18 protein-coding genes are annotated in these 21,942 nt (G+C 66.8%); 13 read left to right on the top strand and 5 right to left on the bottom strand.

All coding sequences use genetic code 11. From position 1 onward, the window contains the following. Positions 1-4 precede the first annotated feature (4 nt). The 9 genes from V7026_RS03095 (at position 5) to V7026_RS03055 (ending at position 7,999) form a co-directional block, all read left to right on the top strand. Positions 5-856: a TatD family hydrolase gene (locus V7026_RS03095; RefSeq protein WP_334153829.1), complete on the top strand. Its 852-nt coding sequence runs from the start codon at positions 5-7 to the stop codon at positions 854-856. Further along, positions 853-1,524 carry an ankyrin repeat domain-containing protein gene (locus V7026_RS03090; RefSeq protein ID WP_334153828.1) on the top strand — a complete coding sequence of 224 codons (672 nt, stop codon included), beginning with the start codon at positions 853-855 and terminating at the stop codon, positions 1,522-1,524. The genes V7026_RS03095 and V7026_RS03090 overlap by 4 nt, the downstream gene beginning before the upstream one ends. 88 nt (positions 1,525-1,612) lie before the next feature. Further along, a complete protein-coding gene (locus tag V7026_RS03085) occupies positions 1,613-2,104 on the top strand; it encodes a tripartite tricarboxylate transporter TctB family protein (protein ID WP_334153827.1) in 492 nt (163 codons plus the stop codon). 10 nt (positions 2,105-2,114) lie between these two features. Further along, entirely contained in the window at positions 2,115-3,629 is a 1,515-nt protein-coding gene (locus V7026_RS03080) for a tripartite tricarboxylate transporter permease (RefSeq protein WP_334153826.1), read from the top strand. Positions 3,630-3,778: 149 nt separating this feature from the next. Next, on the top strand, positions 3,779-4,558 hold the full coding sequence (locus tag V7026_RS03075; protein ID WP_334153825.1) for an ABC transporter substrate-binding protein: 780 nt from the start codon (positions 3,779-3,781) through the stop codon (positions 4,556-4,558). A 65-nt stretch (positions 4,559-4,623) separates the two neighbouring features. Beyond that, positions 4,624-5,319, top strand: coding sequence for an ABC transporter permease (locus V7026_RS03070; protein ID WP_334153824.1), 696 nt, complete (start codon positions 4,624-4,626; stop codon positions 5,317-5,319). 18 nt (positions 5,320-5,337) lie between these two features. After that, positions 5,338-6,051 (top strand): ABC transporter permease, encoded by a 714-nt coding sequence (locus V7026_RS03065; protein WP_334153823.1) that lies wholly within the window; start codon positions 5,338-5,340, stop codon positions 6,049-6,051. Beyond that, positions 6,052-7,182 (top strand): succinylglutamate desuccinylase/aspartoacylase family protein, encoded by a 1,131-nt coding sequence (locus tag V7026_RS03060; protein WP_334153822.1) that lies wholly within the window; start codon positions 6,052-6,054, stop codon positions 7,180-7,182. 40 nt (positions 7,183-7,222) lie between these two features. Beyond that, complete coding sequence (locus V7026_RS03055; protein ID WP_334153821.1) at positions 7,223-7,999, top strand: ABC transporter ATP-binding protein; 777 nt, start codon at positions 7,223-7,225, stop codon at positions 7,997-7,999. A gap of 36 nt (positions 8,000-8,035) precedes the next feature. Here V7026_RS03055 and V7026_RS03050 read toward each other — a convergent pair whose 3' ends face one another. Further along, positions 8,036-8,521 (bottom strand): cyanophycin metabolism-associated DUF1854 family protein, encoded by a 486-nt coding sequence (locus V7026_RS03050; RefSeq protein WP_068609599.1) that lies wholly within the window; start codon positions 8,519-8,521, stop codon positions 8,036-8,038. Between the two features lie 5 nt (positions 8,522-8,526). After that, positions 8,527-10,815, bottom strand: coding sequence for a cyanophycin metabolism-associated ABC transporter (locus V7026_RS03045; protein WP_334153820.1), 2,289 nt, complete (start codon positions 10,813-10,815; stop codon positions 8,527-8,529). A gap of 181 nt (positions 10,816-10,996) precedes the next feature. Here V7026_RS03045 and V7026_RS03040 point away from each other — a divergent pair, with 181 nt between their 5' ends. Together V7026_RS03040 and cphA are read left to right on the top strand one after the other, a co-directional pair. Beyond that, on the top strand, positions 10,997-13,168 hold the full coding sequence (locus V7026_RS03040; RefSeq protein WP_334153819.1) for a cyanophycin synthetase: 2,172 nt from the start codon (positions 10,997-10,999) through the stop codon (positions 13,166-13,168). 19 nt (positions 13,169-13,187) lie between these two features. After that, a complete protein-coding gene (gene cphA / locus V7026_RS03035; RefSeq protein WP_334153818.1) occupies positions 13,188-15,773 on the top strand; it encodes a cyanophycin synthetase in 2,586 nt (861 codons plus the stop codon). Between the two features lie 12 nt (positions 15,774-15,785). On the opposite strand, the gene V7026_RS03030 is transcribed toward cphA, so the two are convergent. Genes V7026_RS03030 through V7026_RS03020 form a run of 3 tightly spaced genes read right to left on the bottom strand, consistent with a single transcriptional unit; the run spans position 15,786 to position 18,404 of the window. Continuing rightward, positions 15,786-16,706, bottom strand: a complete 921-nt coding sequence (locus tag V7026_RS03030) for an LD-carboxypeptidase (protein WP_334153816.1) — start codon at positions 16,704-16,706, stop codon at positions 15,786-15,788. 7 nt (positions 16,707-16,713) lie between these two features. Next, positions 16,714-17,760, bottom strand: a complete 1,047-nt coding sequence (tadA, locus tag V7026_RS03025) for a tRNA adenosine(34) deaminase TadA (protein ID WP_334153812.1) — start codon at positions 17,758-17,760, stop codon at positions 16,714-16,716. After that, positions 17,757-18,404, bottom strand: coding sequence for an FMN-binding negative transcriptional regulator (locus tag V7026_RS03020; RefSeq protein ID WP_143968018.1), 648 nt, complete (start codon positions 18,402-18,404; stop codon positions 17,757-17,759). The genes tadA and V7026_RS03020 overlap by 4 nt, the downstream gene beginning before the upstream one ends. A gap of 220 nt (positions 18,405-18,624) precedes the next feature. Here V7026_RS03020 and V7026_RS03015 point away from each other — a divergent pair, with 220 nt between their 5' ends. Together V7026_RS03015 and V7026_RS03010 are read left to right on the top strand one after the other, a co-directional pair. After that, positions 18,625-19,518: a WYL domain-containing protein gene (locus V7026_RS03015; RefSeq protein WP_334153810.1), complete on the top strand. Its 894-nt coding sequence runs from the start codon at positions 18,625-18,627 to the stop codon at positions 19,516-19,518. A gap of 54 nt (positions 19,519-19,572) precedes the next feature. After that, positions 19,573-21,756 carry a GmrSD restriction endonuclease domain-containing protein gene (locus V7026_RS03010; RefSeq protein WP_334153808.1) on the top strand — a complete coding sequence of 728 codons (2,184 nt, stop codon included), beginning with the start codon at positions 19,573-19,575 and terminating at the stop codon, positions 21,754-21,756. The last annotated feature ends 186 nt before the right edge of the window (positions 21,757-21,942 follow it).

Genomic DNA, 21,942 nt, shown 5'->3' with positions numbered 1-21,942 from the left:
TTGCATGTTCACCGACTCCCATTGCCATCTGGACTTTCCCGAGCTGCAGGTCCAATATCCCGAGATCCTGGCGACGATGCGTGCCGCCGGCGTGCTGCGGGCGCTGTGCATCTGCACCACCCTGGAAGGTTTTGACAACGTGCACCGCCTAGCCCTCGACGGTGCGGACGCTGCCCCGCAGTTTTGGGCGACGGTCGGCGTGCATCCGGACAACGAAGGGGTGCGCGAGCCCACCGTGGCCGATCTGGTCGAGCGCGCCGCGCTACCGCGGGTGATCGGCATCGGCGAAACGGGGCTGGACTACTACCGGCTGGGCGAGCGCACGGTGGCCGACATGGCATGGCAGCGCGAGCGCTTTCGGATCCACATCCGGGCCGCTCGCCAGACCGATCTGCCGCTGATCATCCACACGCGCAGCGCCTCGGTCGACACGCTGGCCATTCTGCGGGAAGAGGGTGGCTTTGTGGCGGGCAACCAGCCGGACCGCCCGCGGGCCCGGGGGGTGTTCCACTGCTTCACCGAAACCCGCGAGGTCGCGCGCGCGGCGCTGGATCTGGGGTTCTACATTTCGTTTTCGGGCATTCTCACCTTCAAAAACGCGGCCGACCTGCGCGACGTTGCCCGCTTTGTGCCGCTGGACCGCTGCCTGATCGAGACCGACAGCCCCTACCTGACACCCGCGCCGCACCGCGGCAAAACCAACACACCGGCATATGTGCCGCATGTAGCCGCGCAACTGGCCGAGCTCAAGGGCCTGAGCGTCGATGCCGTGGCCGAGGCCACCAGCGCCAACTTCGATCGGTTGTTCACCCGTGCCGTCCAAGCGGTCGCGCCCCACCGCGCAGAAATCGCATGAAAAAAATTCTCCATCTTATTTTTTTGATTGCGGTTTTTTTATCCTCGGGCGGGGCGCAGGCGCAACGCGCCTACGACCAGTTCATCACCGCGGTGATCCGCGACGACCTGTCCACGGTCCGGGATTTGCACGCGCGCGGGCTCGACCTGAATACCCCGGACCCCGACCTCAACCCGGCCCTGGTGTTGGCCCTGCAACGCGACGCCCTGGCGGTGGCGCGCTACCTGATCGCACAGCCCGCGGTCGATGTGAATGCGGTCAATGCGGCTGGCGAGAACGCGCTGATGATGGCCGCTTTGCGCGGCCATCTGGATTTGGTGCAACAGTTGCTGGCCCGCGGCGCGCAGGTCAACCGGCCGGGCTGGACACCGCTGCACTACGCGGCCACCAACAAGGGCGGGCATGCGCTGGCGATCACGCGGCTGCTGCTGGAGCACCATGCCTACATCGACGCCGAATCCCCCAACCGTACGACCCCGCTGATGATGGCCGCCCGCTACGGGCGCGAAGAGGTGGTGCGCCTGTTGCTGGAGGAGGGCGCCGACCCGACCCTACGCAATCAGCAGGCGCTCGACGCCATCGACTTCGCCCGCCAGGTGAGCCGGCAAAACGTCGTCGAGCTGATCGCGGCGGCCATCCGGGCGCGCCAACCCCGCGGCACTTGGTAGCCGGTTTGCCCGCGCCCAAGGGCAGACCCGGAGGCGGCTCGGTGCCGAATCGGGGACAATCCGCTGCGCCTTCGTTGGAGGAGATACCGTGCTGGCCATCCGCAACCAGAAAGATTTCGTCGCCGGGCTGCTGTTCACCGTCACCGGCGGCGTTTTTGCCATCGGCGCGTTGGAGTACGAGGTGGGCAGCTCCGCCCGTATGGGGCCGGGTTACTTTCCCCTGGCGCTCGGCGTCATCCTGGCGATCCTGGGCGCGCTCATCACGCTCAAATCGCTCGGCGACACGCGCGACCCGGCGGGGGACTTGGGGCGCATCGCGTTCGAGCCGCTGCTGTACATCATTGGCGCCAATGTGATCTTTGGCGTCCTGCTGGGGGGGCTGCCGGCCATCGGCCTGCCGCCCATGGGGCTGATCGTGTCCGTGGTCGCACTCGTCGTCGTCGCCTCGATTGCGGGCAACCGCTTCCAGCCGCGCGAAGTCGCGATTCTGGCCATCCTCCTGGCCACCGCCAGCGACGTGCTGTTCATCCGGCTGCTGGGACTGCCGTTCCAGGCCTGGCCGGCCTTCATTTCGGGTTGAGGGGGGTGCCGTGACCGACCTGCTGAACAATCTGGCGCTCGGATTCTCGGTCGCCTTCACCACCCAGAATCTCATCTACGCTTTCATCGGCTGTCTGTTGGGCACGCTGATTGGCGTGTTGCCCGGGCTGGGGCCCGTGGCGACGATCGCCATGCTGCTGCCGGCCACCTATGCCTTGCCCCCGGTCGCGGCCCTGATTATGTTGGCCGGGATCTACTACGGGGCGCAATACGGTGGCTCGACGACGGCCATCCTGGTCAACCTGCCGGGCGAGGCATCCTCCGTCGTGACCACGTTGGACGGCTACCAAATGGCGCGCCAGGGCAGGGCGGGGCCGGCGCTGGCCGCGGCGGGAATCGGCTCCTTTTTTGCCGGGACGGTGGGTACGCTGGTCCTCGCCGCGTTTGCCATTCCGCTGACGGAATTGGCCTTCGAGTTCGGTCCGGCCGAGTACTTCTCGCTGATGGTGCTGGGGTTGATCGGCGCTGTGGTGCTGGCCTCGGGATCGCTGCTCAAAGCCATCGCGATGATCATCCTGGGCCTGCTGATCGGCATGGTCGGCACCGACATCAACTCCGGCGTCGCCCGCTACACCTTCGAAATCCCCGAGCTGATCGACGGCATCGGCTTCATCGTCATCGCGATGGGCCTGTTCGGTTACGGGGAGATCATCCACAACCTCTCGCAGCCGGCCGAGCAGCGGCAGGTGTTCACCGCCAAGCTCAAGGGCCTGTTCCCGTCGCGGCGCGACTTCCGCCTGATGACGCCCGCCATCCTGCGCGGCACGACGCTCGGGGCCATCCTGGGCGTCCTGCCGGGCGGCGGCGCGTTGTTGTCGTCGTTTGCCGCCTACACGATCGAAAAGAAAACCCGCCTGGCCCCCGATGAAAAACCATTTGGCCACGGCAACATCCGCGGCGTGGCGGCCCCCGAGGCGGCCAACAACGCCGGCTCGCAAACGTCGTTCATCCCGCTGCTGACGCTGGGCATTCCGCCCAACGCCGTGATGGCGCTGATGGTGGGCGCGATGACCATCCACAACATCCAGCCCGGGCCGATGGTCATGTCCAACAACCCGGACCTGTTCTGGGGATTGATCGCCTCCATGTGGATCGGCAACGCGATCTTGGTCATCCTCAACCTGCCGCTGATCGGCATCTGGATCAAGCTGCTGACGGTGCCCTACCGCTGGCTGTTTCCGGCCATCGTGCTGTTTTGCGCGATCGGCGTGTACTCCACCAACAACAACACCTGGGACGTGTGGATGGTTGGGCTGTTCGGCATTTTGGGCTATGTCTTCATCAAGCTGGGCTGCGAGCCGGCGCCGCTGCTGCTGGGTCTGATCCTGGGCCCCATGATGGAAGAAAACCTGCGCCGTGCTTTGCTGCTGTCGCGCGGGGACTGGAGCGTGTTCGTGACCCGGCCACTGTCGGCGGCTTTGCTGGTCGCCGCCGTGCTATTGCTGATCGTCGTGGCGCTGCCGTCGATCAAAAAACGCCGCGAAGAAGCCTTTGCGGAGGACTGACGTTCGCCGCGGTTCGGGTGTACATATGTTCCACAATGTGTATTATGTTAAGTCAAACAAAACGGAGCACCCAACGGGAAACCACGAGTCGGCCCAGGGCACTCGCCTGTCTACAATGGCGCTCATGTTCAACTTTGGGTGACACCCTCATGAAGCGCCGCCACATTCTGCAAGCCATCGGTCTTGCGGCCATCGTGTACTCCGGTGCCGTTCAGGCCCAGGGCAACGAGCTGAAGGTCGCCATCGATGCGACCTACGAGCCGTTCACCTACAAGACGCCCGATGGCAAGCCGACCGGCTTCGACGTCGACATTGCCGAGGCGATCTGCGCCAAGCTCAACCGCAAGTGCGTGTACGTCGAACAGGTGTGGGACAGCATGATCCCCGGCCTGCAGGCGCGCAAGTACGACGTCATCATCAGCTCGATGTCGATCACCGACGACCGCAAAAAGGTCATCGACTTCAGCGACAAGTACTACAAGACCCCGAGCGGCATCGTCGTCAAGGAAGGCACCCCCTACAGCGGCCCGGCCTCGCTCAAGGGCAAGAAGATCGGCGTGCTCAAGGGCAGCACGCAAGAAAAGTACGCCATGGGTGAACTCAAGCCCGCCGGCGTGCAGGTGATCCCCTACGAGGCGCAGGATCAGGTGTATTTGGACATCAAATCGGGCCGGCTCGACGGCACCGTGGCCGACAAGGTCGAGGTGCGCGGTGGCTTCCTGCGCAAGCCGGAGGGCAAGGGCTACGGCTTCGTCGGCCCGGACCTGTACGACGTCAAGTACTTCGGATATGGCGTCGGCGTGGGTATGCGCAAGGGCCAAGACAAGCTCAAGGCCGACATCAACGCGGCAATCAAGGCGATTCGCGCCGACGGCACGTATGAGAAAATCGCCAAGAAGTATTTCGACTTCGATCCGTACGGCAACTGATCTGACGGGGTGAATGGCGCGTCGCCCGCCGGTGGGCACCGGCGAGACGCGTTTTTCATTGGCACATGCTCGACTACATTCCCGCGATCCTCGAAGGCGCGCTGCTGACGGTGGCGGTGTCGCTGCTGTCGCTGGCCGTCTCGATCGTGCTGGGCTTGCTCGGCGCCACCGCCAAGCTCTCCGGGCGCCGCTTGCTCACCGGCGTGGCCACGGTCTACACCACCGTGGTGCGTGGCGTGCCGGAGCTGGTGCTGATGCTGCTCGTCTTCTATGGCGGCACGATTGGACTGAACGCGCTGCTGGAGTCGCTCGGCCGCGCCGAGCCGGTGGACATCAACCCCTTCGTCGCGGGCGTGCTGACCATCGGCTTCATCTACGGCGCCTATATGACCGAGACGTTTCGCGGGGCAATTCTGGCGATTCCGCGCGGACAGATGGAGGCGGCCTGGGCCTTCGGCATGGGCCGGCTGCAGACCTTCGTGCGCATCACGCTGCCGCAAATGGTGCGCTACGCCCTGCCCGGCTTCACCAACAACTGGCTGGTCCTGATCAAAAGCACCGCCCTGGTCAGCCTGATCGGGCTCAAGGACATGACGTTTCTGGCCAAACAGGCCTCGGCCGCGACGCGCGAGCCGTTCTTCTTCTTTTTGTTCGTGGGGGCGCTGTTTCTGATCTACACGTCGGTGTCGCTGTGGGCGCTGCGCCGCCTCAACGACCGTTTCAGCCTCGGGGTGCGGCGCGTCACCTCGTGGCAGGGTTGATCGGGCGGGCGTGTCACCGTGAACTGGTCTGTGATTTTCGAACCGGCGCAGCTCGAGCTCTATGGCCAGGGGCTGTGGACCACGCTGAAGCTGCTGCTGTCGTCCTTGGCGGTCGGGGGCGTGTTGGCCCTGTTTCTGGCTTTGGCGCTCAACAGCCGCCATGCCTGGCTGCGCTGGCTGGTCGGCAGCTACACCTACGTCATCCGCGGCACACCGCTGCTGATCCAGGTCTATCTGATCTATTACGGCATTGCGCAACTGGACTGGATCCAGGCGCGTTGGGACGAGATCTGGCCTTGGACCTGGTTCAAGGAGGCGTTCTACTGCGCCCTGCTTGCCTTCGCCTTGAACACGGCGGGCTACACGGCCGAGATGCTGGCCGGGGCCATCCGCGAAACCCCGCATGGCGAAATCGAGGCCGCGCGCGCGATGGGCATGTCGCCCCGCCAGGTGCTGTGGCGCATCGTCATGCCCAGTGCGCTGCGGCGGACGCTGCCGGCCTACAGCAACGAGGTGGTCATGATGCTGCACAGCACGAGTCTGGCCAGCACCGTGCCCGCGATGACGGATCTGACCGCAGCGGCCAGCCGTGTCTACTCCGACTTTTACCTACCCTTCGAGGCCTATCTGTTCGCCGGGGCCATCTACCTCGGCATCACCTTCACGCTGGTGGGCATGTTCAAGCTGGCCGAGCGCCGCTTCCTGGCCCACCTGGCGCCGCGCCGCACCTGAATGGACGTCCGTCACCACCCCCTGCCCTGCACCAGCCTCGGCAGTGCCCGCACGGTCACCAGCCTGCATTTCGGCACGCCCGGGGCTCGCCCCAAGGTGTACATCCAGGCCAGCCTGCACGCCGACGAGCTGCCCGGCATGCTGGTGGCGCACCACCTGCGCCAGAAGCTCGCCGCTGCCGAGGCGCAGGGCGCCATCCGCGGCGAAGTCGTGCTCGTCCCGGTGGCCAACCCGATCGGTCTGGCCCAGCGCATCGACCACCGGCCCATGGGCCGCTTCGAGCTCAACACCTCCGAAAACTTCAACCGCGGCTACCCGGACCTGGCCCAGGTGGCCTTCGACCGGGCGGGTCATGCCCTGGGCGCGGACGCGGCGGAGAATGTCCGGCGGGTGCGACAGGCCGTGCTCGACTGGCTGGCCGAGCAAACACCGGTCACCGAGCTCGAAGGCCTGCGGTTGGCGCTGTTCCGTCTGGCGGCCGATGCCGATGTCGTGCTCGATTTACACTGCGACTCCGAAGCCGTGCTGCACCTGTACAGCGAGACCGCCTGTTGGCCCACTCTCGAACCCCTGGCGCGCTGGCTACAGGCGCAGACGGTGCTGGTTGCCGACTACGGTGCTGGCGGGCAGCCCTTCGACGAGCAGCTCTCTGGCCTGTGGTCGCAGTTGGCGGCGCGCCTGTCGGCGGCGGGGCGCCCGGTGCCGCTGCCCCAAGCCTGCGTCAGCGCGACGGTCGAGCTGCGCGGGGAAGCGGACGTCGGTCACGCCTGGGCGGCCCGCGATGCCGATGGCATCTGGCGATATTTGCAGCACCTGGGCGCGGTGGCTGGGGACCCCGGGCCCATGCCCGATCCAGCCTGTGCCCCCACACCGCTGGCCGGCTCCGAGCCGCTGAAGGCGCCCGGCCCTGGCGTGCTCGTGTTTCTGACGGACACCGGCGCACGGCTGGCCCCCGGCGACGCCGTCGCCGAGGTCATCGACCCCATTACTGGCCACACCACGACCCTGCGCACTGCCCAGGGCGGCGTACTGTACGCCCGGACCCGCGAACGCTATGCCACCGCCGGACTGGCGGTGGCCAAGGTGGCCGGCAAGCAGCCCGTACGTCAAGGCTACCTGCTGTCCGAATGAGCCCGTCCTGCCCCCGCCTGGCCCCCACGCATCCCTTGCCATGAGCACTGCCCCCGTCAAACTCCAGGTCGAAGACATCCACAAGCGCTATGGCGCGCACGAGGTGCTCAAAGGCGTCTCCCTCACGGCGCGGGCGGGCGATGTGATCAGCATCATTGGCAGCTCGGGGTCGGGCAAGAGCACGTTTTTGCGCTGCATCAATCTGCTCGAGCGGCCGCACGCGGGGCGCATCGTCGTGGCTGGCGAGGAGTTGCGGCTCAAGCCCGGCGCCGATGGCGACCTCCAGGCGGCGGACCCCGCACAGTTACAACGTCTGCGCACGCGGCTGGCCATGGTGTTCCAGAACTTCAACCTCTGGGCCCATATGACGGTGCTGCAAAACATCATCGAAGTACCCGTCCACGTGCTGAAGGTGCCGCGCGAGCAGGCCGTCGCCACCGCGCGCAAATACCTGGACCGGGTCGGCCTCAAGGGTGTGGAAGACCGCTACCCCGCCCACATGAGCGGCGGACAGCAACAGCGGGTGGCGATTGCGCGCGCGCTGGCGGTGGAGCCCGAGGTGATGCTGTTCGACGAACCCACCAGCGCGCTGGATCCGGAGTTGGTGATCGAGGTGCTGCGCGTCATGCAGGGTTTGGCCGAGGAGCACCGCACGATGGTGGTGGTGACACACGAGATGGGCTTTGCCCGCGAGGTGTCCAACCACGTCGTCTTTTTGCATCAGGGCCGCATCGAGGAACAGGGCGACCCGCGGCAGGTGCTCACGTCGCCGCGCAGCGAACGGCTGCAGCAATTCCTCAGTGGTAACTTGAAGTGACGTCAACAACCCATTGTTAATAAATGGGTTGTTTGGTCACAGAAAACGGTCGAGCAGACGCCGGCTGTGCCGATCCAATTCCAACGGTCGGCGAATCAGGTACTGCACACCGTGGCTGTCCTGGATCAGCAACACATCGCGCGCCAGGCGGCGGATGTCCTCCTCGCCCTTGAGCACGAAGCGCGTGACGCCGCGGTCGGTCTCCACGGTCCAGGTGCTGGGGGTGGCAAAGCTGCTCACCTCCAGCAAGCGCCGGATGACGGGGGTGAACTCCCGCTCGTGCAGCGCCTGCTCGATCAGGGCGCGGGTCGGCGCATCCAGTGCCGCCAGCGACTCGACATACGCGACTTCGTGACCGTCCGGCCCGACGAGCGAGACATGCCGGTCGGGGGCCTGGATGGGGAAGGCGCGCACCGGCACCACGCCACTGACCCATTCCCCATCGGGGCCGCGCCATTCCAGGCGTCCGGCGCTGTTGCGGCGCAGTTCGGGGGCTTGGGTGGCGGGCAGGCTCGTCGTCATGGCGGTTAATCCTTCAGCAGTTCGCGCTCGGCTTCGGCCTGACGGGCCTGCGCCTGGTAAAGCCGCCAGTAGGCTCCCTGACGGGCCATCAGCTCGTCGTGGCTGCCCTCCTCCACCTTGCGGCCCTTGTCCATGACCACCAACCGGTCGGCCCGGCGCAGGGTGGACAGGCGGTGCGCGATGGCGATCGTCGTGCGCCCGCGGACCAGGTTATCCAGCGCCTTTTGGATTTCCTTCTCGGTTTCGGTGTCCACGCTGGAGGTGGCCTCGTCCAGAATCAGGATGCGCGGGTCGATCAGCAGCGCACGCGCGATGCTGATCCGCTGGCGCTCGCCACCGGAGAGGCCCTGGCCGCGCTCGCCCACCAACGAGTCGTAGCCCTGCGGCAGGCGCAGGATGAAGTCGTGCGCATGCGCGGCGCGCGCGGCGGCGATGATCTCCTCGCGCGTCGCATCGGGGCGCCCGTACGCGATGTTTTCGGCAATCGTGCCAAAGAACAGGAACGGCTCCTGCAACACCAGGCCGATGTGGCGGCGGTAGTCGGCCACGCGCAGTTGCCGAATGTCCACGCCATCCACCAGAATCTGCCCTTCGGCCACGTCGTAGAAGCGGCAGATCAGGTTGACCAGCGTGCTCTTGCCCGAGCCGCTATGACCGACCAGGCCGATCATCTCGCCCGGGCGCACATCCAGATCCAGCCCCTGGATAACCGAGCGATTGCCGTAGCGAAAGGCCACGCCCCGCACCTCGATGCGGCCCTGCACCACGGGCAGCGGCACGGGCTGGGCCGGCTCCGGCACGCTGGAGACGTGGTCCAGAATGTCGAAGATGCGCTTGGCGCCCGCGGCGGCCTTTTGCGTCACCGAGACGATGCGGCTCATCGAATCCAGCCGGGTGTAGAAGCGCCCGATATAGGCCAAAAAAGCCGTGAGCACGCCCACCGTCACCGAGCCGCGCGCCACCAGCCAGATGCCAAAGCCCCACACGACCAGCAAGCCGATTTCCGTCAGCAGCGACACCGTCGGCGAAAACAGCGACCACAGCCGGTTGAGCCGGTCGTTGACGGCCAGGTTGTGCCGGTTGGCTTCGCGAAAGCGCTCGGCCTCGCGCCCCTCCTGCGCAAACGCCTTGACGACGCGGATGCCGGGGATGGTGTCGGCCAAGACGCTCGTCACTTCGGCCCAGACGCGGTCGATCTTCTCGAACCCGGTGCGCAGCCGGTCACGCACCACGTGGATCAACCACGCGATCAGCGGCAGCGGCAGCAAGGTCGCCAGCGCCAGCGTCGGGCTGATGGACAACAGGATCACCGCGGTCATGCCGATCATGATCACGTCGGTGGCGAAGTCCAGCAGGTGCAGCGACAAAAAGATGTTGATGCGATCGGTCTCCGACCCGATGCGCGCCATCAGGTCGCCGGTGCGGCGGTTGCCGAAATATTCCAGTGACAAGCCCAGCAGGTGCTCATAGGTGGTGGTGCGCAGGTCCGCGCCGATGCGCTCCGACACCAGCGCCAGGATGTAGGTCTTGGCCCAGCCCAGGCCCCAGGCCAGCAGCGCAGCGCCCAGCAGGCCGCCGAGCAGCCAGCCCACCCGTGCCACGTCGATCGGCTGCCCGCTCTGGTAGGGAATCAGCACATCGTCCATCAAGGGGATGGTCAGGTACGGCGGCACCAGGGTGGCCGCCGTGGCGGCCAGCGTCAGCAAAAACCCCGCCAGCAATTGCCACCGATAGGGCCGCGCAAAACGCCACAGCCGCAACAGCGTCAGCGTGGACGGCGGGGTGTGCACCACCTGGGCGCAGACGGCACACTCGTCGTCCTCCGGCTCCATCGGAGCGTGGCAGACCGGGCACTGCAACACGGCGGCGTCGGGGGCCGCGACCGGGCGGCCGGCGGCGTCGCGCAGGGCCTCGAAGCGCTCCATCAACCGCCGCGCAGGCACCTGGCGCCCCAGGGTATAGCGCCACACCGCCAGTCGCTCGGCGGGTGCGCCGTCGCGGGCCTCGCGCACCAGCTCCAGCGCGGCCACGCCGTTGTGGTCGCTCATCCACAGCGCCAGACCAGCTTCGATGGACCAACCCACCGGCGTGGCCTGCGGTTCGGCCGCCCACCACAGCCGGCCGGCCGCGATCCACAGCAAGCCCTCGCGAAAGCGCAGCTCGGTGTCGAGGTCGGTCAACAGCCAGACGCCACCGGACGCCCCCTCCCCGGCCACATCGGTGCGCTCAACGGCGGGGCGCCACGCGGCGGGCAGTCCTGCCCAGGCGGGGGTCGATGGCGTCGGATACGACATGTTGTAATTTCGTTTCACCAAATGCCACCAGTCTCGGGCCGCTGGATCACAATATCCATCGGCGATGCCGGCGCGCGGGCGTCGCATTCTACGGCCGACCCGTGCCGCTTGGATGCGACGGATCGCGCAGCGGCCCCGCACGGCGACGGTCGGGCCCGTTCGACCCTACAACGTTTTTTCCATGTCGCACAAGACCATCCGGATCCTGCGCATGCACCACCTGCGCGGACCCAACCTCTGGACCTACCGGGCCGCGATCGAGGCGCTGATCGACATCGGCGACCTCGAGGAATGCCCCTCCAACACCATCCCCGGCCTGTACGAGCGGCTGACGGCCTGGCTGCCGGGCTTGATCGAGCACCACTGCGGCGTCGGGGAGCGGGGAGGCTTTCTGCAGCGGCTGCGCGAAGGCACGTGGCCGGGCCACATCATGGAGCACGTGGCCATCGAGCTGCTGAACCTGGCCGGCATGGCGACCAGCTTCGGGCAGACCCGATCGACCAGCGAGCGTGGCATCTACAAGCTGGTGATCCGCGCCCGCCAGGAGGAAGTCGCCCGTCAGGCCCTGCTCGATGCGCGCGACCTGCTCATGGCCGCCATCGAGGACCAAGCCTACGACGTGGCGGCGGCGGTCAAGGGCCTCAAAGGGTTGATCGACCGCCATGCCCTCGGGCCAAGCACCGCGGCCATCGTCGATGCCGCGACGGCGCGCCGCATCCCGCACATCCGGTTGACCGATGGCAACCTGGTGCAGTTGGGCTACGGTGCGCGCCAGCGTCGCATCTGGACCGCCGAGACCGACCGCACCAGCGCGATTGCCGAGACCATCTCGCGCGACAAGGACCTGACCAAGCGGCTGCTGGCCGAGTGCGGCGTGCCGGTGCCGGAGGGGCGCGTGGTCACCAGCGCCGACGATGCCTGGGCCGCGGCCGAGGAAATCGGGCTGCCCGTGGTCGTCAAGCCGGTGGACGCCAACCATGCGCGTGGGGTCTCGCTTGATGTGCGCACCCGCGAAGAAGTCGCCATCGCCTACGAGCTCGCCGACCGCGAGGGCTCCGAAGTCATGGTGGAGCGCTACATCCGCGGCCACGAACACCGGGTGCTCGTGATCGGGGGGCGCGTGGTCGCTGCCTCGCGCGGCGAGCGTGCCGTGGTCGTCGGCGACGGGGTGCACACGGTGCGCGAACTCATCGAACGCGACATCAACAGTGACCCCCGGCGGGGCGAGGAGGAAGAGTTCCCGCTCGACACCATCCGTCTGCCGGAAAACCGCGACGTGATGCTGGAGCTGCGCCGCCAGGGGCTGGAGCCGGACAGCGTGCCCGAGGCAGGCCGCGAGGTGCTGGTTCAGCGCACCGGACTGCTGACGGACGACGTGACCGACCTGGTGCACCCCGACGTCGCCGAGCTGACGGCCCTGGCCGCCCGCGTGGTGGGGCTGGACATCGCGGGCATCGACTTGGTGGTGGAAGACATCGGCCGGCCCCTCGCCGCGCAAGGCGGGGCGATCGTGGAGGTCAACGCCGGCCCCGGGCTGTTGCCTCACCTCAAGCCCGCAAACGGCAAGCCGCGCCCGGTGGGCGAGGCCATCGTCGATCACCTGTTCCCCGGGCAAGAGAACGGCCGCATCCCCGTCGTCGGCATCACCGGCACCCGGGAGACGGCGCCGCTGGCGCTGCTGATCGGATCGCTGCTGCAACGCGCCGACCACACCGTCGGCGTCTCGTGCGGGGGGCGGCTGTTTTTGCAGTCCCACCCCATCGACGCCAGCCTGCCTTCGGACTGGGAGGCCGGCCAGCGCATCCTCATGAACCGCTGCGTCGATGCGGCCGTGATCGAAAACTCCCCGCGCAGCATCCTGGACGAGGGCCTGTCCTACGACCGCTGTCTGGTGGGCGTGGTGACCGACGTGCCCGAACCCGAAGGGCTGGAGGATCACTACATCACCACCCGCGAGCACATGCGCAAGGTGTTGCGTACCCAGGTCGATGTGGTGCTGCCGCAGGGGTGCGCCGTGCTCAACGCCGACTGCGACGTGTGCGCCAATCTGGCCGAACTGTGCGACGGCGATGTGCTGCTGTTCAGCACCGATCCGCGCCACACGGCGCGCGAGGCGCATGTGGCCGATGGCCGGCGCTTTTTGACCGTCGACGGGCGGCAAGCCGTGCTGGTGAGCGCCAACGGCACCACCCCAGTGCTGGATCTGGATCACCCCAGCGTACAAGCCGTGCTGCGCCACATCCGGGTCGAGACGCTGCTGGCCGTGCTGGGCACCGCCGTGGCGCTGGGCCTGCCCCACGGCCTGATCCGTGCCGGGATCGAAACCGCCGCCCCTCAACTCTCCGTCCTCTGACACTGCTGCCCGAGCCGCCATGAACGTCACCCGCCTGCGGGCCCTGCGGGGCCCGAATCTGTGGAGCCGCTACACGGCCATCGAAGCGACCGTGCACTGCACACCAGAGGAGTCGGACCTGCGCCGCCTGGCCGGCTTCGAGGCGCGGCTGCGGCAGCGCTTCCCCGAGCTTGGCGTGCTGCCGGATCCAACCGCCGATGGCGTGGTGTCGATGGCGCACGCGCTGGAGATCACCGCCCTGGCGCTGCAAACCCACGCCGGCTGCCCGCTGAGTTTCAGCCGCACCATCGCCGCGCCCGAGCCAGACATCTACCAAGTCGTCGTCGAGTACACCGTGGAGGAAGTCGGCCGTCTGGCCTTCGACACGGCCCTGGAGCTTCTGCAGGCGGCGCGGGACGACCTGCCCTACGACACCGCCGCCGCCATCGGCCGGCTGAAAGAACTGGACGAGGACATCCGCCTGGGCCCCTCGACCGGCTCCATCGTCGATGCGGCCGTCGCGCGCGGCATCCCCTTCCGGCGCTTGACCATGGGTAGTCTGGTGCAGTTTGGCTGGGGCAGCGAGCAGCGCCGCATCCAGGCCGCGGAGTGCGACACCACCAGCGCGATTGCCGAGGCGATCGCGCAGGACAAGGAGCTGACGAAAAAACTGCTGCACGCCGCCGGCGTGCCCGTGCCACTGGGGCGCCCCGTCACCGACGCCGAGGACGCCTGGCGGGCCGCGCAGGCCTTGGGCGGAGCCGTCGTCGTCAAGCCGCGCGACGGCAATCAGGGCAAAGGCGTGACGGTCAACGTCCAGACGCGCGAGCAGGTGCTGGCGGCCTACGAAGTCGCCAGCCACTACGGCAGCGAGGTGATGGTCGAGCGCTATCTGCCGGGCATCGATTTTCGGCTGCTGGTCGTCGGGCGCAAGCTGGTCGCCGCGGCGCGCCGCGATCCGCCGCTGGTCGTAGGGGATGGCGTGCACACCGTGCGCCAGTTGGTGGACGCGGTCAATGCCGACCCGCGGCGCGGCGATGGGCACGCCACGCCGCTGACGCGCATCCGGCTCGACGACATCGCCATCGACCGCCTGGCACAGCAGGGGCTAACGCCGGACTCGGTGCCACCGCGCGGCGCTCGTGTGGTGCTGCGCAACAACGCCAACCTGTCCACCGGCGGCACGGCCACCGACGTCACCGACGAGGTGCATCCGCTGGTGGCGCAGCGCGCCGTGGCCGCTGCCATGACGGTGGGGTTGGACGTGTGCGGCGTGGACGTGGTGTGTCGCAACGTGGGCGAGCCGCTGGAGTCGCAAAGTGGCGGCATCGTCGAGGTGAACGCCGCGCCAGGCCTGCGCATGCACCTCAGCCCTTCTTTTGGCAAGGGGCGCAACGTCGGGCAGGCCATCATCGACCACATGTTCGCGCCGGGCGAGGACGGGCGCATCCCCGTCATTGCCGTCACCGGCACCAATGGCAAGACCACCACCGTGCGCCTGACCTCGCACCTACTGGAACAGCGCGGCTGGCGCGTGGGCTTCACCGACACCAACGGGGTGTATGTCAACGGTCGGCAAATCGACAGCGGCGACTGCAGCGGCCCGCGCAGCGCCCGCCGCGTGCTCGCCCACCCCGATGTGGATGCCGCCGTGCTGGAGACCGCCCGCGGGGGCATTCTGCGCGAGGGTCTGGCGTTCGACCGCTGCCAGGTGGCCGTCGTCACCAATATCGGCACGGGCGACCACCTGGGCCTCAACTACATCACCACCGTGGAGGACCTGAGCGTCCTCAAGCGCGTGATCGTGCAGAACGTGGCCGCCGGGGGCATGGCCGTGCTCAACGCGGCCGACCCCCACTGCGTGGCCATGGCGGACTTTTGCCCGGGCCAGATCACCTATTTCGGCCCCGCGCCGCACCACCCGGTCATCGCCACCCACCGCGCGCTGGGCAAGCGCGTAGTGTTCGTGGAAGACGGCCACATCGTCGCGGCCGAAGGGGGCTGGCAGGTGCGCCTGCCGCTGGCCCAGATCCCGCTCACCGATGGCGGGGCGCTGGGCTTTCAGGTCGACAATGCCATGGCCGCCATCGCCGCGGCGTGGGCCGTCGGGGTGCCATGGGATGCCATCGCCCGCGGACTGGAGAGCTTTGCCTCCGACGTCGCCACCGTGCCCGGCCGGTTCAACCGCTTCGAGTACCGCGGCGCCACGGTGATTGCCGACTACGGTCACAACCCGGATGCGATCGCCGCGCTGTGCCGCGCCGCCGAGGCCTTGCCGGCAGGCAAGCGGGTCGCAGTCATCAGCGCGGCCGGCGATCGGCGCGACCAGGACATCGTGGACCAAACCCGCCAGATCGGCCAGGTCTTCGACGAAGTGGTGCTGTTCGAGGACGCCTGCCAGCGCGGACGGGCGGACGGCGAAGTCATCGCCCTGCTGCAGCAGGGCCTCGAAGGCGCGCCCAAGACCCGCTGGCACACCGCCATCCGGGGCGAGTTCCTGGCCATCGACACGGCGCTGGCGCGCCTGCAGCCCGGCGACCTGTGCCTGATCCTCATCGATCAGGTGGACGAGGCGCTGGCACACATCGCGCGCCGCGTGGCGGAGGCGGCCGCGGTCGCGGCCTGATCGGCCGGCGGATCAGCCCCAGAACAACAAGGCGTCGCGGCCCTCGACCATCGCATCGACGGGCCGCCCCACCGGCAGCACGACCTTGGTCGGCACATGGCCGAACGGTAGCCCGGTCAGCACCGGCACCCCGGGCAGTTGGGCGCGCAACCACGCCACCACCGTCTCGAGCCGGAACCCCCGGTCGTGGGGCGTGAGCGCAAAGCGGTTGAACGCGCCCAACAGGATGGCCTTTTGCCGCCCCAACACCCCCGCAAGCAGCAGTTGCGTCAGCATCCGCTCGATGCGGTAGGGGTGTTCCCCGACATCCTCCAAAAACAGCAATCCGCCATCCACCGACGGCAAGTAGGGGGTACCCACCAGCCCGGCCAGGATCGACAGATTGCCTCCCCAGAGCATGGCGCCTTCCACACGCCAGCCGGCCGCCAGCTCGGGGTGCGCCCGCAGGTCGGACAGCGGCAGCCGCCAGCCGGAACCCTCCCCCACGCCCTGCGCCAGGTCATCGAAACAGGCGGTGGTGATGTCGTCCGGCGCATCGACCGCCCAGTCCTCCATCACCGCCGGGCCGGCCCAGGTGGCCGTCCCGCGCTGGGCCAGCACAGCCAGGCCAAACGCAGTGAAATCGCTCAGCCCCACCCACGCCATGCCACGGCGCGCGGCGGCGTCGATCGCATCGTATGGCAGGCGCGGCAGCAGACGGGTCAGGCCATAGCCCCCGCGCGTGGTCAGCGCCACGTCCGCACCGCTGGCGGCCGCGCGCTCGATGGCGGCCAGCCGCGCATCGTCATCGCCCGCAAAGCGTTGGTGTCGGGCCAGCGCCGCGGGGTCCACCGCGACCTCGTAGCCGGCGGCCTGCAAGCGGCGCACGGCGCGCCGAAAGGCGGCGCGGTCGCGCACCGCCCCGCTGGGGGAGTAGATGTACAGACTGGGCATGGCCCGATTATCGGGCCGCACCGGTCAGCGCCCGGGGGCCAGCCCGGTGACCGCGATCGGGGAAGGGCGCATCCAGCCAGTCCCCAGCGGGGGGCAGCAGCTCCTCCGCCGGCACATGGAGCACATCCCGTACGCGCGGCCCCAGAGCGGTTTGCAGCGCGGGCCACAGGGCTTCCGCGCCGGGGGCCAGGGCCAGCCGGCAGGTGTCCACGGCCAGCGCATCCAGCCAGTCGCGCAGGATTTCGGCATGGCGCGCGGGACTGTGCCACGCGGGCTTTTTGGGCTTGTCGCTCTGGCCAAAGCCGATCAGGTCTGGAACCAAACAGCGCTCGCCCTGCGCCAGCCGGGGCGGCAGCCACGGCCCCCATTGCGGCCACCACGCCAGCGGCCCGTGCAGACAAAGCCACGGCGCCGTGCTGTCCGATGGCCCCACATCCACCCAGTGCAAGCGCAGCCCGTCCAGACTGGGCAAATCCTGGCGCGTATGGGAAGCCTGGGGTGTCACCCCCCAGGCACATGCCCGCTGCCACACGGCCTTGAAGGCCGCGGTGGGGGTGCGCAACGCGTCTTCGCGCAACGGCTCGGCGGCGGCCCGCTGCTCGCGGCGCCGGCGGGCGAAAAAGGCCCGCATCAGGGCCGCCGCCGGCTCGGCCTGCACCCCTGCCACCACGGCGGTATGCGCGTTGAGCGCCGGCTGGGCAAACAGATCCACGACCGATCCCGCCGCCCCCGTGCGGGGCTCCGCCGCACCATAGACCACGCGGGCCACCCGCGCGTGCAAGGCCGCTTGCGCGCACATGGCGCACGGCTCCAGCGTCACATAGAGTGTGCAGCCGTCCAGGCGGTAGTTGCCCAGTGTGCGCGCGGCCTCGCGCAGCGCGACGATTTCGGCATGCGCCGTGGGATCGCCGCTGCCCACCGGCTGGTTGTACCCCCGGCCGACGATGCGCCCGGCATGCACCACCACGGCCCCCACCGGCACCTCGCCGGCCTCGGCTGCCTGCCGGGCCAGCGCCAGCGCCTCGGCCATGTAGCGGTCGTCGGTGTCGCTCATGTCCCATCGGGCGGCGGGGTGGGCGCTCCGGCGGCCAGACCCAGCCGATCCATCCAGACGCCCAGCGCCTGTGCCCCTGCATCGCCCCGCGCATACGCGGCGCGCATCGCCGCGTGCGACTCGGGCCGGTGTTGGTTGAGCTTGAGCTTGCACTGCCAGCGCAGCACGCGCAACTCGAAGGCCGCGATGCCGGCCAGCATCTTTTCCGTGTAAGACGGGTCCATCGAGCGCCACTGCTCGGCGTACGCAGGCTCGTGCTCACCGATCAGGTGCTTGAGCAGCACGTCCTTGTCCCGCGGTTCGGCCAGCAGCGTCGCCTGCACCGTGCAATGCACGGCCAGATAGTTCCACGTCGGCACGCGCTGTCGGTCCGGATAGACCGACGGCGACAGGTAGGCGTGCGGCCCCAAAAACGTCGCCAACGCCGTCGGCCGCGCCTGCAGGTAGCGCGCATGCGGATTGGCCTTGGCGACATGCCCCAGCAACACCCAGCCGTCCGCACGCGCCTGCAGGTGCAGCGGCAAGTGCGTCACGAAAGGCAGTCCGTCATCGTCCGTGCTGATCAGGCTGGCGAACGGATGCGCGCGCATCAGCTCGGCCGCGATGGCCGGGTCATCCGAGCGAAACGGTGCGGGCAGGTACATGATCGGCGCCGTGTCCGCGAGCGGCGCTCTCCCACTCGAACATCAATTTACGCTTTAATCTCATATAGATCAATAGGTTACTAAGACGCTTTGCATCAAATACCATGAAAAATACCATAACTCACTGACTGCACCACCGCCCTCACCCCCACGACGCTGGGCCACCTGCCGCAGCCTCCTCCTTTAAAAACCAACCAGAAAATGGTCGAATACAATTTCGATGCAGGTCACCGGGGGCAAAGGTGGGGCAACGCAAGGCAGCATTCGGTGGGACATTGAGCGCCGACTCGAGTTCATCGAGTTCCGGCTGTTCTGGGAAGGCCATGTCAACCGCGCCGACCTGATGGCCGCCTTCGGGATCTCGATCAACCAGGCCTCCACCGACCTCAACTGCTACCTCGGCATGGCGCCGGGCAACATGGTCTACGACAAGAGCGCCCGCACCTACGTCCGGGGCGACCGCTTCGAGCCCCTGTTCCTGAGACCGGACCCGGCCGGCTACCTGTCCCAGCTGCGGTCGATCTCCGGCGGCATCGTCATGCAGGAGGAAACTTGGATCGGCCAGATGCCGGACTTCGATACGGTGCGCAGCCCCGCTCGGGGCATCGACGCCGGCCACCTGCGCACCGTGCTCCAGACCATTCACAGCAGACAGGCCATCGAAATCGAATACCAGTCCCTTTCCAGCCCGGCCCCACGCTGGCGCTGGATCGCACCGCACGCCATTGCCTTCGACGGCTTCCGCTGGCATGCCCGGGCGTACTGCTTCACCGACGGCTGTTTCAAGGACTTCCTGCTGGCGCGCATCCTCGGCATCCGGGACAGCCGCCCCAGCGATATCGACGACAGCCAGGATGCCGACTGGCACACGCACGTCACGCTGGAAATCGGCCCGCACCCGGGGCTGTCAGATGCACAGAAGAAAGTGGTGGCGCTAGACTACGGCATGCGCAACGGCAAGTGCAAGGTCACCGTCCGCAAAGCCCTGCTCTACTACACGCTCAAGCGTCTCGGGCTGGACACTGACCCGTCCACCCGGAAAGTGGCGGACCAGATCGTGCTCCTGAACAAGGAGGTGGTCTGTGTGACCGGGCGATCGCCACCTCCACATTGACGAGCAGAAGAAGCTTCCTATCGCGAACTCACCGTCTCCTAGAGCCCGATCCCTATGGATACCCAAGTCCGGACTCCACAAGCCATCTTCATGCAGCCTCAGCGGCTGCTTATTCCACTCTTCCAGCGGCCATACGTCTGGAACGAGGAGCTGCAATGGGAGCCTCTTTGGAAAGACCTGGTGCGCGGTGCTACCCGCCAGCTGCAGTCACCGAATACAGTACAAGCACCACATTTCCTCGGTGCCATCGTCCTGCAACAACTTCCCAGCTCCACGAGCGATCTTCAGCAGCGCACAGTCATCGACGGACAACAGCGACTGACGACTCTGCAGCTTCTGCTTGACGCTATCCACACCGAAATAGCCACGGCTGGCGCCACAACGCAGGCCGCGCGTCTGAAGTTTCTCATCGCCAACGATGAAGCGTTCTGTCGCAACCAGGAAGATCGCTTCAAGGTTTGGCCTACCAACCGCGACCGCCCGGCGTTCTACGAGGTGATGGGGGCATCCGCACCCGTCGATTATCAGAAGCTCGAATATCGCGCTTCCCGCATTGTCAAGGCTCACCAGTACTTCTCACAGCAGTGCCGCGCCTGGCTCCATGCCGAGGGCCCCGACAAAATCGCTGCGCGTGCAGAAGCCATCGAACGCAGTGCTCGCGAGCTTCTGCAGATTGTTGTCATCGATCTCTCTGCACAGGAGAATGCCCAGGAGATTTTCGAAACACTTAATGCGCGTGGTGCCGTCCTCACTGCAGCCGACCTGATCAAGAATTTCGTCTTCCAGCGTCTGCATGAGCAAAAAGCCAATGTCGAAGAGGCGTACAACAAGTACTGGGCGCAGTTCGAAACGGCTTTCTGGGAGGAAGAAGTCAACGTCGGCCGCGTCAGGATCCCTCGATCATCGGTGTTCCTGAACCATTGGCTGGTCGCCCGGACGGGTGAAGAAGTGGTCGCGCGCGAAGTCTTCTCCCGCTTCAAGGAATACGCCGACCACCAGTCTGGTCACCCGATGCTCGACCTCCTGAAAGAGATCCACCGGGCCGCGACGATCTATCGGGAGTTCACCGAAAAGGCACAGGTGCTGGACGGCCCCCTCGACCGCGTCGGGCTTTTTGTCTATCGCGTCAAGGCGCTGGAAAGCGAGATCATCAAGCCTGTTTTGCTCGCGCTGCTGGACCATAAGTCGGGCCCGCTGCCTCAGAAACAAATCGACACGACTCTGGACGTACTCGAGAGTTGGCTGATGCGCCGCATGCTGATCCGCGCAACGGCGAAGTCCTACAACAAGATCATGGCGGAAGTTGTCTCCGTCATCCGCAATGCACCCATCGATCAGATGGATGAAACAGTACGGCGGTTCTTCTCCTCACAGCGGTCCGAAGTGTCCTATTGGCCCGACGACGAAGAGGTACGCCGTGAACTGGAGACGTCGCCCGTCTACCGGAAGCTAAGCAGGGCACGCCTGCGCATGGTGCTCGAGGCCATCGAAGACCATTGGCGCGGCTGGATTCCCGGACAGGTGTCGGCAGCCGGCATGCGCATCCGACGTGAGAGTTATGCGATCGAGCACCTGATGCCTCAGGCCTGGAACAAACACTGGCCGCTGCCACCCGGTGGATCCGAGGCAGACCGCGACGCACACATCCATCGGCTCGGCAACCTGACCCTGCTGACGAAGAAGCTGAACAGCACGGTGTCCAACGGCCCGTGGTTGGGGGCTACCGGCAAAGCTAGACACCTTCAGGAGAAGGATGTGGTTCTTCTGAACAGCAAACTGCTGAAGGAGTACGCATCGAAGCAATGGGATGAGGCCGGTATCGACACACGCACGAAGCAGATGTTCGATACTATTCTCGCCATCTGGCCAGTCCCGCCGGATCATAGGGTCAAGATCGAGCACGAGCAGCTAGACACTTCCATCACGGTGGAGATTGCCGACCTGATCGCTGCAGGCCTGCTTGCGCCGGGTCAAGTTCTTTATTCCCGACCCGGAAAGTATGGGGGCCGCTCTGGCAGGATCCTTTCGAACGGGCGAATCGACGTGGAAGGGAAAGTTTTTGAAAACCCTTCTAGCGCCGCCGTGCACATTCGCCAGAAGCCAACAAATGGCTGGGACTTCTGGCGACTTGATCCAAGCGGGGGGCGGCCACTAAATGAAGTGCGCGCCGAGTACCTGCGCGTTGTGTCGCTAGAGGGCGCGGAGGAAGAAGCTGATGTTCCAGCGGAATCGGATTGATCAGCTATCGCCCCCACTCGATCGTCAGCACTTAAAAAACCCTACAAATCTACATTTCATCACAACGCCAAGTGGCCAAGTACCACGCCCAATACCATGCTCCACTGCCCTTACCGCCGCCCTCTCCCTCTCGGCGGTGGCCGAGCCGATGCGCTCGCCCCAGGCGATGAGCTTGGCTGGCGTCCA

Origin of the sequence: Tepidimonas sp., from assembly GCF_036825565.1 — a bacterium.
In the GTDB taxonomy this organism is placed as follows: domain Bacteria; phylum Pseudomonadota; class Gammaproteobacteria; order Burkholderiales; family Burkholderiaceae_C; genus Tepidimonas.
Note: the sequence above shows the minus strand (reverse complement) of the source record. Positions and strands in the feature narration are given on the sequence as shown.

Coding starts and splice junctions, on each gene's coding strand:
- V7026_RS03020 (WP_143968018.1), bottom strand. CDS start 18,404: ATGTACCTGCCCGCACCGTTTCGCTCGGATGACCCGGCCATCGCGGCC.
- V7026_RS03050 (WP_068609599.1), bottom strand. CDS start 8,521: ATGACGACGAGCCTGCCCGCCACCCAAGCCCCCGAACTGCGCCGCAAC.
- cphA (WP_334153818.1), top strand. CDS start 13,188: ATGAACGTCACCCGCCTGCGGGCCCTGCGGGGCCCGAATCTGTGGAGC.
- V7026_RS03095 (WP_334153829.1), top strand. CDS start 5: ATGTTCACCGACTCCCATTGCCATCTGGACTTTCCCGAGCTGCAGGTC.
- V7026_RS03060 (WP_334153822.1), top strand. CDS start 6,052: ATGGACGTCCGTCACCACCCCCTGCCCTGCACCAGCCTCGGCAGTGCC.
- V7026_RS03040 (WP_334153819.1), top strand. CDS start 10,997: ATGTCGCACAAGACCATCCGGATCCTGCGCATGCACCACCTGCGCGGA.
- V7026_RS03010 (WP_334153808.1), top strand. CDS start 19,573: ATGGATACCCAAGTCCGGACTCCACAAGCCATCTTCATGCAGCCTCAG.
- V7026_RS03070 (WP_334153824.1), top strand. CDS start 4,624: ATGCTCGACTACATTCCCGCGATCCTCGAAGGCGCGCTGCTGACGGTG.
- V7026_RS03090 (WP_334153828.1), top strand. CDS start 853: ATGAAAAAAATTCTCCATCTTATTTTTTTGATTGCGGTTTTTTTATCC.
- V7026_RS03045 (WP_334153820.1), bottom strand. CDS start 10,815: ATGTCGTATCCGACGCCATCGACCCCCGCCTGGGCAGGACTGCCCGCC.
- V7026_RS03075 (WP_334153825.1), top strand. CDS start 3,779: ATGAAGCGCCGCCACATTCTGCAAGCCATCGGTCTTGCGGCCATCGTG.
- V7026_RS03015 (WP_334153810.1), top strand. CDS start 18,625: ATGCAGGTCACCGGGGGCAAAGGTGGGGCAACGCAAGGCAGCATTCGG.
- tadA (WP_334153812.1), bottom strand. CDS start 17,760: ATGAGCGACACCGACGACCGCTACATGGCCGAGGCGCTGGCGCTGGCC.
- V7026_RS03055 (WP_334153821.1), top strand. CDS start 7,223: ATGAGCACTGCCCCCGTCAAACTCCAGGTCGAAGACATCCACAAGCGC.
- V7026_RS03030 (WP_334153816.1), bottom strand. CDS start 16,706: ATGCCCAGTCTGTACATCTACTCCCCCAGCGGGGCGGTGCGCGACCGC.